Here is a 15,488-nt window from a genome sequence, read left to right on the forward strand (position 1 = left end):
ATCATCATGAAAGAAAATAACGCCCCGAAAACCATTCGCTTGTCCGAGTATAGAGCGCCTGATTATTTAATCGATGAAACTCACCTGGATGTGCGGATCTTCTCCGATTACACCGATGTCACTGCACAATTGCATATTCGTAAAAACACGCAAACGGCCGTTGCTACTTCGCTGGAGCTGGTTGGCGCGGACCTCGAGTTGCTTGAAATCAAGGTGAATGCAGAGCCGGTGCCGGAAAGCCTATACAGCATTGCTGATGAAACCTTAACCATGAATAACGTTCCTGGCCAATTTATTCTGACATTGGTCACCCGCATCGACCCCAAACGCAATACTTCGCTGGAAGGGCTCTATGTTTCCAAAGGGATGTACTGCACTCAATGTGAAGCAGAAGGTTTTAGAAAAATAACCTATTACCTGGACCGGCCAGACGTGATGGCCCGTTTCACCACGCGTATTGAAGCCGACAAATCCAGTTATCCGGTTTTGTTATCAAATGGCAACCCGGTAGAGAAAGGGGATCTGGACGCCGGGCGACATTTTGTGAAATGGGAAGATCCTTTCAAAAAGCCCTGTTATCTGTTTGCACTGGTTGCAGGTGACCTATCGGTCGTGGAAGACCGGTTTGTCACCAGCTCCGGGCGAGAAGTGTCATTGCAGATTTTTGTGGAACCACAGGATTTGGATAAGTGCGATCATGCAATGGATTCTTTAAAACGTTCCATGAAGTGGGACGAAAACGTCTATGGGCGTGAATACGATCTGGATATTTACATGATCGTTGCGGTTTCCCATTTCAATATGGGGGCGATGGAAAATAAAGGGCTTAATATATTTAACACGTCCTGTGTGCTGGCCAGCGCAGAAACAACAACGGACGCCGGTTTCCAGCGCGTGGAAAGTGTGATTGCGCACGAGTATTTTCATAACTGGTCTGGCAATCGTGTTACCTGCCGGGATTGGTTTCAGTTAAGCCTTAAAGAGGGCTTTACTGTATTCCGCGATCAGCAATTTTCCGCGGACATGGGTTCAGAAACAGTGAACCGCATTGATGATGTCAACTTTTTGAAAACGGTGCAATTTGCGGAAGATTCTGGTCCGATGTCCCATCCCATCCGACCGGACAGTTACATCGAGATTAATAACTTTTACACCACCACGGTCTACGAAAAAGGAGCGGAAGTTGTACGGATGATTCGCCGTTTAGTCGGTGTTGACGGCTTCCGTAAGGGCTCTGATTTGTATTTTGAGCGTCATGATGGTCAGGCTGTTACCTGCGATGATTTTGTGCAAGCGATGGAGGACGCCAACCAAATTGATCTGTCCCAGTTCCGGCTTTGGTATTCCCAGTCTGGTACACCCTGCTTGCAGGTGAGTAGTGAGTTTTCGGCATCATCGGAAACCTTTACGCTGACGTTCAAGCAGGAGACACCAGCCACCCCCGGACAGCCGGAAAAGAAGCCATTGCATATTCCGGTGGCCATTGGGCTGGTGGATAGCACTGGCAATGACTTGCCGCTGGAACTGGAAGGCGGAACCCGGATTGATCCGGACAACCCGGTTCTGGAACTCAAGCAGCCGACTGAAACCTTTGTTTTCAGGAATATAAAAGAAAAGCCGGTGGCCTCATTACTGCGTGGTTTCTCTGCGCCGGTGCGTTTGCAATATCCGCAGAGTCGTGAAGCGTTAGCGTTTTTGATGGCCCATGACCGCGACGGATTCAATCGTTGGAGTGCCAGTCAGCAATTAGTCGTCTCTGTGCTGGAAGATATGATTGCCGGCTTCCAAAACAACGAATCGGTGCAGCCGGATTCGGTCTTGGTGGATGCATTCAGGACGTTATTGACCGACTCGAGCCTGGATCTGGCGATGGTCGCGAAAATGTTGGAGTTGCCCACAGAGCAGTTCCTGGCCGAGCTGTTACCCAAGCCGACCCAGGTTGACGCAATTCACCAAAGCAGAGAAGCTCTGAAACAGGCATTGGCGTCCAGTTTAAGTACCGAAATGACCTCCGTGCTGGATCGTTATCCGTTGCACACCGAATACCACTATCGGGATCAGGACGTTTCTGAGCGCAGTTTGCGTAATACCTGCATGTACTATCTGATGTCACTGGAACAGGACGATGTGGTTGAGCGTTGCCTTAACCAATTTAAACAGGCCTGTAATATGACGGATCAACTCTCTGCTTTCAAAGCGTTGGTGCATTCCAGCCGTTCCGAAAAGTCACAAGTGATCGAGCAATTTTATCAGCGCTGGTCGAATGAATCCCTGGTGGTAGACCAGTGGTTTATGGTTCAGGCTTCCGCACCCCAGGCAGACACGTTGGAGCGGGTGAAGGAATTAATGAATCACACGGCATTTGATATGACCAGCCCGAATAAAATACGTGCATTGATTGGTGCGTTTTGTAATAACAACCCGGTTAATTTTCATAATGAGGATGGCAGTGGTTACGCTTTTTTAGCAGATCAAATCATTGCTCTGAATAAATTGAATCCTCAGGTTGCGTCCCGAATGGCGGTCATTATGACGCGCTGGGCGAACTTTGATCAGGCGAGGGCGGGTCTGATTAAACAGCAATTATCCCGCGTGCAATCAGAACCGCTGTCACCGGATGTATACGAGGTGGTGACCAAAGCACTGAAAAGCTAGGCGAAAAAGACAAACTGAATGGCTTTGTGTAATAAACATAAGATTGCTTGTTCTTATCAGGAATAAGTATTTGTACCATTTAATGCCATTCGTTATTTTATGCCGCTTGTCATTATTCAGACAGAACATTGGCGAGCAAGCAGACAGATAATAAGAATTAAGCTAAGTTATTAAATTACAGCCAAAAAAATAACGAGAACATAGGTTCAGTTTCCAACGGCAGGATGCCCGAGGACGCTGGACTATTGGGCAATGGTATTTGTCTGCTGCTCAAATTCGATAACAGCGTGAAATGGATGTGTCCGGGTAACGTACCGGCGCCAAGGTGTATTGGGAATGTGTGCGGGAAATAATATGAGTGTGGCGAGTCGTTCTGTTTTACCGACTTCGGTATTTGCTTTTGCCGTGTCGGTGCTGGTTTGGTTGTCGGCTACTAACGGATACGCAAAGCCGCTGGCACCGGGATTAACCCCTTATGGTGCAGAGCAAAGTGCTAATGAATCCGGATCGATTCCAGCTTGGGACGGCGGTTTGACTCCGGAAAATACCAAGCCGGTTAAGGACAAGCTGGAAGACCATTACGCCGCTGAAAAACCCCTCTATGTTATTACGTCCGCTAATCAGGCCGAACATGCTGACCACCTGTCAGACGGGCAGAAAGCGTTATTAAAAGCCTATCCTGAATCCTATAACCTACCGGTTTATCCCAGCCACCGCACGGCGGCTGCAACCCCATGGGTTTATGACAATATCGCCTCCAATCACCAGACCGCTAAACTGGTCAATGACGGTAACGGCTTCACCGATGCTTTTGGTGGGGTGCCATTTCCGGTGCCTAAGAACGAGGCGGGTGAATACGACGCGCGTAAAATTCTCTGGAACCATTTAACGCGATGGCGTGGGCTTTTTATCAAAGCCGTCACTTCAGAGGCGCCGGTTCATGCCAATGGAAAATACTCCATTGTGTCCGCTGACCAAAGTGTTTATTTTCTTTACTACGACCCGGCTGAAAATTTCAAAACAATCGACAATCAGATGTCACAGTTTATGGCATCCATCACCAAACCTTCGCGCCTGGCAGGGGGCGCGTTATTGGTGCACGAAACCATTGATCGTATTAAAGAAGACCGTTCGGCCTGGATTTATAATGCGGGCACCCGCCGCGTGCGACGTGCTCCGTCAGTTGGGTATGACAATCCTGTCCCCAGTGCAGATAATCTGCTGACTGCCGATGATGTCGATATGTTTAACGGTGCATTAGACCGTTACGATTGGCGTTTTGTCGGCAAGCAGGAAATGTTGATTCCCTATAACAACTTTAAGTTATCCAATCAAACCGGTGATTACGATCAGCTACTCAAGAAAGGCCACGTCAACCCCGACTTAACCCGTTATGAAATGCACCGGGTATGGGTGATTGAAGGTTCGGTCAAAAAGGGTACCCGGCATCTATACAGCAAGCGTCGCTTTTATCTGGATGAAGACTCATGGAGCATTGTTCAGGCTGATCAATACGACGCGCGTGGAAATTTATGGCGGGTTCATGTTTCCTATCTGGTTAACTATTACCATGTGCCGGTGACTTGGTCAGCGCTGTCGGTGAATCACGACCTGGAGTCAAAACGCTACTACGCCTCCTTTTTAGATAATTCAAATGGCTTAGCAATCGAGTTTTTAAACGCTCCACCAAAGAAGGGTGAATTCAGTCCGCAGGCATTGCGGCGTGGTGGCACCCGATAAGTGCAATCGCTGCGCAATGGTCTAATATTCATCGCGTGTTTTAGGCCGTTTTACCCGCTCACTGTGGCCAGAATTACGTAGTTGGGTGAATCTTGTTCGTGGATTTTGGTTTAATGCGTGAGCTTTCTTCTGCGGATATTGTGGATTTAAACGCTAATTTTAACTATGAGAAAGGCAGTTAACTCTCCTATGTGGACATCAACTAAAAAACTTCATTCCATGTCACTGACCGCTGCACTCTTTGTTGTGTGTTGGGCGGGTATACAGAGTAAGGCTATTGCGGCTGATTATCTTAGTCAGCTGAACACCCGTCCCTCAATGAAATCGCAAATCGCGACGTCTTCGCTGCTCACGTCTCTGGATGTTTTTGATAGTAAACTGGTCGCGGTTGGCGACAACGGTCATATCTTGATATCAGAAGATAACGGCGAACATTGGGAGCAATCCGAAGTGCCGGTGCAACTATTGCTGACTGCGGTGGATTTTCCGACACCGACCCAAGGGTGGGTTGTGGGACATGAAGGGGTGATCCTGCATTCCAGCGATGCCGGTAAAACCTGGCAATTGCAATACGCTAAGCCTCATGTGGTGCGCACTGACGAAGAGCTGAATCAATTGTCTGACGAGGATTTCACTAAATTGCCCCAGGAAGGGTCTCCTTTATTGGATATTTGGTTTCGTGACGATAAGGAAGGTTTTGCTGTTGGTGCCTACGGCATGTTCCTGCATACAGAAGACGGCGGTAAAACCTGGAAGGACGTGGCCGACCGTATCGATAACTTTGACGGCTGGCATTTGAATTCCATCACCAGTAACAGGCAGGGCATTGTTTATATTGCCGGTGAAAAAGGGGTGCTGTTCCGTTCCGACGATTTCGGTGATTCCTGGGTGACGCTGCCCAGCCCGTATGAAGGGTCCTTTTTTGGTGTGCTGCCGGGCTACGGGCCTGACGACGTTTTCATTTATGGCTTGCAAGGGAATATTTTTAAGTCCGGTGATCGGGGTGACTCCTGGCAGAAAGTGAAAAGTGATGCCAGTGACGGCCTGATGGACGGGGTGGTGCTGGGAGAGGACAGTGTCATTTTGGTTGGCAACTCCGGGGTTGTTCTGACTAGCCAGGATTCCGGTGAATCTTTCTCGATGCAGGTAACCTCATCTAGAAATGCTCTGTTAGCGATTGAGAAAACCCCTAACGGAAAATTAATTATGGTTGGTCAGGGTGGTGTCCAGCTAGCTACCCCCAAAACTAAGTAGATCCAGTTCGCTGAATTTTTAAGGTTACTTATGTCGACGAATAAAAGTTCGATGCTTGAAAATAGCATTTTTAAAATCAGGCCCGTCATTTTAATCGGGTTTCTCCTGTTGACGGTGTTCTTTGGCTATAACGCTAAAGATGTGAAATTGAGCACCGAATTTGAAAAAATGGTTCCGCTCAAGCATGAGTTCATTCAGAACCTGTTGCGCCATATAGATGAAATGAGCCTGGGTAACGACATCCGCATCGTGATTGAAGCCAAAGAGGGTGATATCTATACGGATGACTTTCTCCAGTTATTGCGGCAAGTGACCGATGAAATCTTCTATTTTCAGGGTGTAGACAAAGCGAATATTCAATCACTCTGGACTGCGAACGTACGCTGGATGGAAGTGACCGAGGATGGTTTTCGCGGCGGGGAGATAATTCCACCGTCCTATGATGGATCTGCAACTTCCCTGGATCAGGTGCAACACAACGTGTTGAGATCCGGACAAGTGGGCCGTCTGGTTGCTGATAATTTCCAATCGGCCACCGTGTATGTGCCGTTATTGGATCAGTCGGGTGGTAAAAACAAGATCGATTACAAAGCGTTTTCCAAACAGCTGGAAAGCGATATCCGGGATAAATTCCAAAACGACAAATTTGAAATCCACATCGTAGGTTTTGCTAAAAAGATCGGGGATTTGATCGAAGGCGCGTCGGGTGTCGCCTTGTTCTTTTTGATCGCAATCGGAATCACCTTTGTGCTGTTGTTGATCGATTCCAAATGTATTCGCAGTACGATGATCGTGGTCGGTTGCTCCGTTATTGCCGTCGTTTGGCAGGTCGGTATTCTTACTTTGCTGGGTAAGGGTATAGACCCTTATTCCATGCTGGTACCGTTTCTGATCTTCGCCATCGGGGTAAGTCACGGCGTCCAGTTGATCAACGAATTCGCTGTGGAATCCTTTCGCGTTAATATGAAGTTGGAAGCCGCGAAGCTGACGTTCCGTGCACTCTACGTTCCGGCATTGCTCGCCTTGGTTAGTGATGCGATCGGTTTTATGACTCTCTGGACCATCGAAATTCATGTAATTCAGGATCTGGCTATTTCTGCCGGTTTGGGCGTGTGCGCACTGATCCTGACAAACCTGCTGATGATTCCTGTATTTCTGTCTTATGCTGGCGCGAGTCCGGCAGCGATACGCTCCATGAGCAAAAAGGAAAGCTCCGACAGTGTGATCTGGCGTACCATCGCTAAATGCGCGAGTCCGAAAGTCGCTGCTGTATCTGTCGTTATTGCCATTATTGGTGGCGCGGCCGGCATGTATATCAGTAAGGATCTGAAAATCGGTGATCTGGATGCCGGGGCTCCGGAGCTGTGGCCCGATTCAAGATATAACCTGGATGACAAATACGTCAATGACAATTACTCGGTCAGCGCGGATGTGTTGGTTGTGATGGTGGAAACACCCGCATATGCCTGTACCGATTCAAAAGCCATGCGTAAGATGGACCGCTTTATGTGGCACATGGAAAACGTGCCCGGTGTTCAATCCACGTTGTCGGTAGTGACCGTCTCCAAGCGTGTTATTACCGGTTTTAACGAAGGCAACTGGAAGTGGGCTTCATTGACACGGGTGCAGGATATTATCAACAACTCGGTACAAACGGTTCCGGGCGGATTGGTGAATACGGACTGTAGTCTGGCTCCGGTGATTATCTTCCTGGACGACCACAAAGCAGAAACCCTGGATCGTGCCGTGGCGGCGGTGAAGGAATTTGCAGAGGCTGAAAACGATCCGGATATTGCAACCTTTGTTCTGGCATCGGGTAATGCCGGTGTGGAAGCGGCGACCAACGATACAATTTCACACGCGCAGAACATGATGAAAGTTCTGGTATACGGTGTGGTGTCGATCCTTTGTTTAATCACATTCCGTTCTATTCGCGCGGTTATCTGTATTATCGTTCCCCTGGCACTCACTTCGATCTTGTGTCAGGCATTGATGACGGTGCTGGGTATTGGCGTCAAGGTGGCAACATTACCGGTTATTGCCCTGGGTGTCGGAATCGGGGTGGATTACGGAATTTATATATATACCCGCCTCAAAGGTTTTATGGAGCAGGGCTTGGATTTGGAAGAAGCCTACTTCCAGACCTTGAAGGTAACCGGTAAAGCCGTTTGTTTCACTGGTTTGACGCTCGCCATCGGTGTGGGGACCTGGATATTCTCAGATATAAAATTTCAGGCCAACATGGGTGTGTTGCTGACCTTTATGTTTTTGTGGAATATGGTGGGTGCGATCTGGCTGTTACCGGCCCTGGCTAACTTCCTTATTCGAGGCAAAATAAAACCAATTAATCAGCAGTAAGCCTGATTTGAAATTACCAGCAGTAAAAAAGCCGGCTTTGATGCCGGCTTTTTTAGTCGGCGTGGATAAACTGCATACCCTGGCGTTCGAACTCCAAAGCCAGGATGATTCGCTGTAAGATCAATTGAACCTGAAAAAGCATCGTTTGTTTGGACCCTGGCACGAGACCGTCGATATGGAAGCTGCTCTCAAAGCCTTGCTGTATGAGCCGCAAGGCTATAATCAGCGGATCCACTTAGACAGGGTATAACGGCGCAAGTGGTTCTTTGGTGGTGGGAGCCGCTTGGGGTTGATTTAAACTGTCTTCAACAATACTCAGCAGCGTGCTTCCGTTCCAGGCTGCATCACTATCCCCATCCCGGCGGTATAAATGCTGATCCAGCTCATCCAATGCAAGGGTAAGGGGTTCATAGGCCAGTCGTTGGCTAATGTGTTGTAAATTCCTGACCGATGAATCTTCCCAATGTTGCCGGAAAACCTGTATCACAGCGTTGCGCGCCTTGTGGGCATGGTTTTCCCGGCAGGCTTTCTCAAGTTCCTCTTTAGCCGCTTTCAGCGAGGTTTCGTTGTTGTTGCTATTGGTTTCAAGCTGAGTGTTTTCGGGCTTTTTCCGTTTTAGAAACAACCACAGTAATACCGATCCGGTCACAATCCAGAGCAAGAAGAACGTAATTGCAAGCCATTGCCAGGTGCTGCTGATGCCGGGTGTTGTGGCAGCCGCAGTAGGCGTGGGTTTCGGGTTGGCAGGCGTGTTCAGACTAGGTGTGGCATTGGAATCGGTTTGAGACTGCATGCCGGAACCGGAGACCGTCAGCGTGTGAGCGGGCAGGGTGGTCACTTTCACCTCTTGCTGATCCACATCCCACCAGGTTATGTCGATGGCCGGCAATTCTACTTCGCCAGCTTGGGTAGCGATAATCGCCTGGCTTACTGTGCGTGAGCTGATGATTCCTTTGGCACCGGATGTGCTCGAGTTCTCCGGCTGCTCCGGATAGATTTTAACGCCTTTAATGCGGGTTTCAGGTAGCGAGGGCAATATGGTGGTAAGCAAGCCCTCAGCGGTTATTTTGATGGTGCGTGTGATAGGGTCCCCTATATTGGCGGTGCCTGTATCCGGAGACCAGGTGTCTTCCAGCTGCAGCGACCTGGCCGGCAACCAGGGTTGGTCCGCCGGATAGGAGGCGGGTTTGGGTTTGACGTTGATTTGGAGTTCCGGCGCAGCACGCCGTACCTGGCGACCATTTAATGGATCGAAATTATAAGTACGGCTGCGGGAGCGGAAGACCGTACCGATAAACTCGGCAGAAGGGATATCCAGCTTGCCACTTTTTTGCGGGAATACGGCGTACTGTAATTCAATAACATTATAGATCCGGCCACCGATGGTAGTCTGATAGTTGCGTTGCTCGCCGAGCTGTTCCATTACACCGTTTTTGATATCCGGCGGGTTGTAGGTGTGATCAAATATATCGATATCGGCGCGAAAAATACGCAGGGTATAGATGAGTTGCTCTTGTACAAAGACTTCTTTTTTATCTACCGACGCGTCCAGAAACAGGAAATCCTCCGCTTGTGTAGTTGAGCTGGCGCGCTTCACCACATGCAATTTTAGCGGTTTGCTGAACACGTTGTTGTATTGAATCGGGGGAATCGCAACGTAACCTTTCTGCTTCGGTAACAGCGTCAGAATCCAGCTGCTGGTGGCGCTGTAGCGGCCATTGATAATGTTGGATGTCGAGCTTTGCACTGTCGAGAGTATTTCGAAGTGTTGATTTAGCGGTGAGAAATCCGGCTCTTTACCTGAGGATTGCTCATCTACGGTAACGGTGAGCTTAACGGAATCGCCGACACTCACTTCGTTGGTATCCAGCCGGGCTGAAATTTCCACCGCCTGAACTGCAAAACTCAAAAGTAAGCATAAGATAAGACTGCCTATGTGATACAGCTTTACCATGTTGGATCTCCGTTGGACGAATTTTGTCTTAACTGTGACTCGTGTTGGAACTTGCGCTGAAGCAGACCACCTGGATCATCTGGTATGCGTCTTAGCCATTGTTCCAAGGCTTGCTGATCCTCTGTGCGTTCGGGCATTGCGGGCATCGGATCTGCTTGCTCAGAGTCTGCTTCCTGTTCTGGTTGCTCTTGTTGTGCCTGTTGTTCTTCCTGTTCTTGCTGCTGTTCTTCCTGCTTTTGCTCTTTGTCTTGTTGCTGTTGGTTCTGGTCTTGTTGGCTTTCTTGATCTTCGTCTTGCTTGCCGCTTTGATTCTGCTCAGAATCATTTTTCTGATCTTTCTGATCTTTCTGGTCTTTCTGATCTTTCTGATCTTTCTGATCTTGTTGTTCCTGCTGATCTTTCTGGTCCTGTTTTTTGTCCTCGCCGTCGCCTTGCTGCTCCTGCTGCTTCTGTTGCTGTTTCAGGTTTTTCACCAGGTCCAGATTGGCTTTGGCGTCTGACATATCAGGGTTCAGTTCTAATGCTTTCTCGTAAGAGGCTATCGCCTCATCCAGCTTCTGTAGGCGAGCCTGGGCATTACCCAGATTGTAGAGGCTGTCAGCATCCTGCCCTTTGGAGAAATAGCTCTCCGCTGCTTCGTAATCTTGCGCTTTATAAAAGCTGCTGGCTTTCCATTGCGGATTTTCAAATTGCTCTGCCGCCGTTTTTGGGTCGCCTTGCTGGAGTGTTTGCTGTGCTTGTTGGTCGGGTGTTTGCCAAAGATCATCCCAGCCCATGGCTTGGCTTTCGTTGCTGTGACCCAGAAGTACCAGAGAAGCAAACGTGGGGGCAACCAAACAACTGAGCCAACCGCGACGAAAGCCCGCCGCAGCCAGGGGGAGGATAAACAGAACCAGCCAGTGGCCTGCTTCATCCCAAACATCAAACTCGCGACCTGTGTCCTTCATTTCCTGTTCACTCGGAAGAACGCCTTCTGCCAGTAAATAGTCCAGATCATCATTGTTGGTACTAATGGTGCTGAAGCGGGCGCTGAGTGTCGAGGCTGCTTTTTTCATCGCGGAAACATCCAGTTTGGGTACCACTACATTGCCGTTGGATGATTTGATGAAGGTACCGTCCGGCAAGGCGATCGGTGCTCCTTGGGGCGTGCCTATCCCCATCACGGAAAGCGGTGTTCTGAAACCGATAACATCGGATAGCTTAGCGGCGAAATTAGTTGGCAATTCGTCGGTCATCAGCAGTATACGACCGCTATCAAAACCGGCCTGTTTCAGAACATTCACTGCCTTATTTACGGCAGCAACGGGGTCACTGCCTTTGATTGGCATGATGTCGGGGTTTAAACTGTTCACCATGCTCAAGATGGTGTTGTTGTCGTCGGTCAGCGGGGTCACGACGTGAGGTGTGCCCGCAAACACAATCAGCGCGGTAAGCCCTTCAGTTTTGTTATGTAGAATATCGTTCAATTTCATCCGCGCACGTACCAGGCGTGAAGGGGACAAATCCTTGGCATACATAGAGAGGGAAAGATCCATTACTATCACCTGGGCCTGAACTTTCTTTTGCACAGCCTGAGGCAACTGTTTCCAGGTCGGCCCTGCCAACGCAACGATGGCCAGAACCCAGCATACAGCCAGCATCAATAGGGGTATTTTGCTTTGTCTGGCGACGTTTCCGGCCAATAAATGGGGTAACAAATTGGGGGAGATGATTTTTTGCCACGCCCCGTAAGCGGCTTTGCGACGCCATAGAAAGACAGTGAGTACGATGGCTGGGAGAATAGCGAGTAACCATAACGGACGCAGAAAATGGAACTGTTCGATTTGTTGTAAAAATTCGCTCATGGTTTGGCCCCGGTTGACCGGGCAAGGTTTTCCTGGCCGCTGCGTCTTACTTTAAGGTGTGCTCCGTAATTTCGGGTGATGGTGAAAAGGCTGATGGCAATCGTGAGCAGCAAAGCGAGCGCCAGCGGATAATGAAACAGCGCTTTAACCGGCCGGAACGTTTCGGGGGTAGCGTCTACCGGTTCCAATTCATCCAAAAGTGCGTAGATATTTTTCAGGGACTCGGCGGATTTGGCACGGAAGTAGCGACCTCCGGTAATGGACGCGACTTGCTTGAGAGCGTCTTCATCCAGATCGGCAGCCGGGTTGAGACGTCGCGCGCCGAATCGGGTTCCGAATATGCCCGGTGCAATGTATTCATCGGCACCGACACCCACCGTGTAAATTTTCAGGCCTTTCTGGGCTGCCAGATTTGCCGCCGTGATCGGGTCAATTTCTCCAGCGCGATTTTGACCGTCGGTGAGCAGAATTAAAACCTTACTGTCGTTGGGCCGGTCCTGTAATCGCTTCAAAGCCAGCCCGATGGCATCGCCGATGGCGGTACTCTTTCCGGCAATGCCGATAGAGGATTCATTCAGCAGTTGCAGTAATGTTTTACGGTCAAAGGTCAGCGGGGTTTGCAAATAGGCACGGGAGCCAAATAAAATTAATCCCAGGCGATCGCTGGTGCGCTGCCGTATAAAGTCCGCAAGCACCGATTTCACAACCACCAGCCGATCCACCGGGTCACCCTTTAATTGCATGTCGGTGACCCGCATGCTTTCCGAGACATCCACTGCCAGCATCAAATCCCGCGCTTTAGAAGTGATGTGTATCGGATCGCCAATGTATTGTGGCCCGGCTGCAGAAACAACTAGCAGAAACCAGATAAAAACCAGCAGAAAGCGATAACTGCGACGGTTGTTGTTTTGGTTCCGTTCCTTGTGGTTCGCCACTTCATTCACATTGTTAAAAAAGGGGACACGCAATAAACCGCTGTCGCTTTGCGCTGCCCGGGGCAGCAAGGCGCGGAGTATCCAAGGCAACGGCAAAATAAGTAATAACGGCATCCACTTCAATATAATCATGATTGTTTCTTTAACCAGCTTTGTACCAGTTGCAGCAGCGCTTGACTGTTCGCATTGGGCGTTGGTTGAAAGCGCTCACTTACCAGCACTTTGCCAGGTCCCTGGGTAAAATCCTGCGTAGATCCGGCCTCATCGAGAAATTTGAGCCACTCTTTTCCGGTTAACCCGGCGACACGTGCCCGGCCATAACGGGTAATACAGGTGCGTTTCAGCAGCACAGAAAGATCCGACAACAGCTGGCGATAATCCTTATCTTTTTGAAAACGGCTCTCAATTTCTTGCAGCTGGGCCTGAGCAACCCGTTTATAGGCTGTTGCCTGATGGCGTTTCAGTAGCCATACCAGGCCACCTATGACCAGTGCCAACAGAATGATGGCCAACAACCACCAACCGATTGCGGGTGGCCAGATACCGATACTCTCTGGCAAGTGAATGTCTTTCAATTGCGCCAGTGGGTCTTGTTGTTCCATCAACGGTTACCCCCTGATGCGCGCATTCCCAGCGTTTCACGCAAACGATCCGTGACATCTTCCTCTGTGCTGATTTCGATCAGAGGCACGGCAATTGACGTGAGTTGTTTACGCAACTGCTCCTGCCGTGCGAGAAAGCTTAAATTGTAGTCCTTACGGATGCCCTTGGGGGCGGTGTTCAGGCGTACATTGCGTTTTCCATCCGTAAAGCCATAGATGCCAGCGGGGGGAAGGTGTTTTTCCATCGGATCATAAATCTGGATTGCGAGCACATCGTTATGCCGGCCAACCAGCGTCAGGTGTTGCTGCGCGATATCATCATAATTCAGAAAATCACTGATTACGATAACCAGGCTGCCAGGGCGAACCACCTGATTTAATTCCTGCAAAGCGGATATGAAAGATTGACGGGAGCCTTGACGCCGCCGTTCGCGGGCATCCAGAGATTGATTGTACTGCAGTAAAACACGGAATAAATTCTGGATCCCTCGCTTACCGTCACGGGGACGCAGCTCCTGAACGTCATCGTCGTTAAACAGGAAACCACCAATCCGGTCGCCTTGGTTGCGGGTGGTCCAGGCCAGGCTGGCGGCAACGCGGGCGGCAACCACGGATTTAAAGGCGTTTTGGCTACCGAAAAACAAGGATTGTCGCTGGTCAACCATCAGATAAACGGGACGTTCCCGTTCTTCGCGAAACAGCTTGGTATGGGTGCGGCCGGTTCGGGCAGTAACGCGCCAATCAATATTGCGCACGTCATCTCCGGGTTGATAAATACGGACTTCATCAAAATCAATGCCACGTCCGCGGAAGGAAGAGCGATGGGTGCCAGCCATGGCAGCCAGGGCTTTCTTGCGTCCGCGCAAATCCAGTTCCAGGTTGGTCGAGCGCAAGGCCACCAGTTCGTCCATAGAAACATAGACGCCCCGGTATTGTTCGATATTGTCGCGTTCCCGTATCACCTTATTGGAAGTCGCCATGATATTCCTTTACGGCGCCGACACGCGATCAATCAACACATCAATTATGTGATCTGCGGTCACGCCTTTGGCTTCTGCTTCGAAAGTCAGACCAATGCGGTGACGCAGACAGTCATGGGCGACCGCCTGCACATCTTCCGGTGTCACGAAGTCGCGATTGTGTAACCAGGCATGGGCACGGGCACAGGCATCCATTGCTATTGTGCCTCGAGGGCTGATTCCGTATTCAATCCAAGCGGACAGGTCATCACCATAGGCCAGTGGATTCCGGCTCGCCATGGTTAATTGAACTATATATTGCTCAATGTCCGGAATCATATGCAGTTCCAGAATCTCTTTACGAGCAGCAAAAATGTGTTGTTGCGTAACATGGATAATATCGGCAGGCGCGGCTTCGCTTTGTTGCTTGCTCGCTTCGGTGCGGGCTAACTGCAGGATCTTCTGTTCAGAGGCCGCATCCGGATAGCCGATGGTGACGTGCATCAGGAAGCGGTCTAATTGGGCTTCCGGGAGCGGATAGGTGCCTTCCTGTTCGATCGGGTTTTGAGTCGCCATTACCAGAAACAGGGGTGGTAATTTATGTGTGTATTTGCCCACGCTAATTTGACGCTCGCCCATGGCTTCCAGTAAGGCGGATTGCACCTTTGCCGGTGCCCGGTTGATTTCATCAGCCAACACCAGGTTGTGGAAGATGGGGCCAGGCTGAAATTCGAAGCTGCTGTCCTGGGGGCGGTAGATTTCAGTACCGGTCACATCAGCGGGAAGAAGGTCAGGGGTGAACTGGATACGGTGAAAGTCGCCTTCAACCCCCTGGGCGAGGCATTTGATGGCTTTGGTTTTTGCCAGCCCCGGCGCCCCTTCAACCAGCAAGTGCCCGTCCGCCAGGACAGCGATCAATAGCCGGTCAACCAGGTGTGCCTGGCCAATGATAATTTCGCACAAGGATTCTTTCAGTGCCAGGATGGCTTCCCGATTGGACATGATTATGGGTACTCCAGGTGAGCTTGCTTGGGGGCTAAGGCGGCCCTGCTAACTCCCGCTATTTTATTGTTTTTAACAGAAAATATGACTTCTTTTGTCACGAATTATGCCTACTTTCAGACAGTTATGCTACACGTTGTCAAGAACTCTATGGGATTGGTCTCAACCGGAAAAGTTCCCGTCAG

10 protein-coding genes are annotated in these 15,488 nt (G+C 49.9%); 4 read left to right on the forward strand and 6 right to left on the reverse strand.

Annotated elements, in window-relative coordinates; genetic code table 11:
- The first annotated feature begins 6 nt into the window (after positions 1–6).
- The 4 genes from pepN to FT643_RS20000 all read left to right on the forward strand — a co-directional run bounded on the left by pepN (position 7) and on the right by FT643_RS20000 (position 8,007).
- Entirely contained in the window at positions 7–2,655 is a 2,649-nt protein-coding gene (pepN, locus tag FT643_RS19985; RefSeq protein ID WP_156873189.1) for an aminopeptidase N, read from the forward strand.
- Between the two features lie 354 nt (positions 2,656–3,009).
- The gene (locus FT643_RS19990; protein WP_198043738.1) at positions 3,010–4,395 is read left to right on the forward strand and encodes a DUF1329 domain-containing protein; all 1,386 of its coding nucleotides are present in this window, start codon (positions 3,010–3,012) and stop codon (positions 4,393–4,395) included.
- A 189-nt stretch (positions 4,396–4,584) separates the two neighbouring features.
- Entirely contained in the window at positions 4,585–5,649 is a 1,065-nt protein-coding gene (locus tag FT643_RS19995; protein ID WP_198043740.1) for a WD40/YVTN/BNR-like repeat-containing protein, read from the forward strand.
- Between the two features lie 30 nt (positions 5,650–5,679).
- The gene (locus FT643_RS20000) at positions 5,680–8,007 is read left to right on the forward strand and encodes an efflux RND transporter permease subunit (RefSeq protein WP_156873192.1); all 2,328 of its coding nucleotides are present in this window, start codon (positions 5,680–5,682) and stop codon (positions 8,005–8,007) included.
- A gap of 235 nt (positions 8,008–8,242) precedes the next feature.
- Here the strand turns inward: FT643_RS20000 and FT643_RS20005 are convergent, their stop codons facing one another.
- The 6 genes from FT643_RS20005 to FT643_RS20030 are packed head-to-tail and all read right to left on the reverse strand — an operon-like array spanning position 8,243 to position 15,303.
- On the reverse strand, positions 8,243–9,961 hold the full coding sequence (locus FT643_RS20005) for a BatD family protein (protein ID WP_156873193.1): 1,719 nt from the start codon (positions 9,959–9,961) through the stop codon (positions 8,243–8,245).
- Entirely contained in the window at positions 9,955–11,805 is a 1,851-nt protein-coding gene (locus FT643_RS20010) for a VWA domain-containing protein (protein ID WP_156873194.1), read from the reverse strand. Before FT643_RS20010 ends, FT643_RS20005 begins: the two co-directional genes overlap by 7 nt.
- On the reverse strand, positions 11,802–12,872 hold the full coding sequence (locus FT643_RS20015; protein ID WP_156873195.1) for a vWA domain-containing protein: 1,071 nt from the start codon (positions 12,870–12,872) through the stop codon (positions 11,802–11,804). The genes FT643_RS20010 and FT643_RS20015 overlap by 4 nt, the downstream gene beginning before the upstream one ends.
- Positions 12,869–13,342: a DUF4381 domain-containing protein gene (locus tag FT643_RS20020; RefSeq protein ID WP_156873196.1), complete on the reverse strand. Its 474-nt coding sequence runs from the start codon at positions 13,340–13,342 to the stop codon at positions 12,869–12,871. Before FT643_RS20020 ends, FT643_RS20015 begins: the two co-directional genes overlap by 4 nt.
- Positions 13,342–14,322, reverse strand: coding sequence for a DUF58 domain-containing protein (locus FT643_RS20025; RefSeq protein ID WP_156873197.1), 981 nt, complete (start codon positions 14,320–14,322; stop codon positions 13,342–13,344). The genes FT643_RS20020 and FT643_RS20025 overlap by 1 nt, the downstream gene beginning before the upstream one ends.
- A 9-nt stretch (positions 14,323–14,331) precedes the next feature.
- Complete coding sequence (locus FT643_RS20030; RefSeq protein WP_156873198.1) at positions 14,332–15,303, reverse strand: AAA family ATPase; 972 nt, start codon at positions 15,301–15,303, stop codon at positions 14,332–14,334.
- Positions 15,304–15,488 lie beyond the last annotated feature (185 nt).

Origin of the sequence: Ketobacter sp. MCCC 1A13808, from assembly GCF_009746715.1 — a bacterium.
In the GTDB taxonomy this organism is placed as follows: domain Bacteria; phylum Pseudomonadota; class Gammaproteobacteria; order Pseudomonadales; family Ketobacteraceae; genus Ketobacter.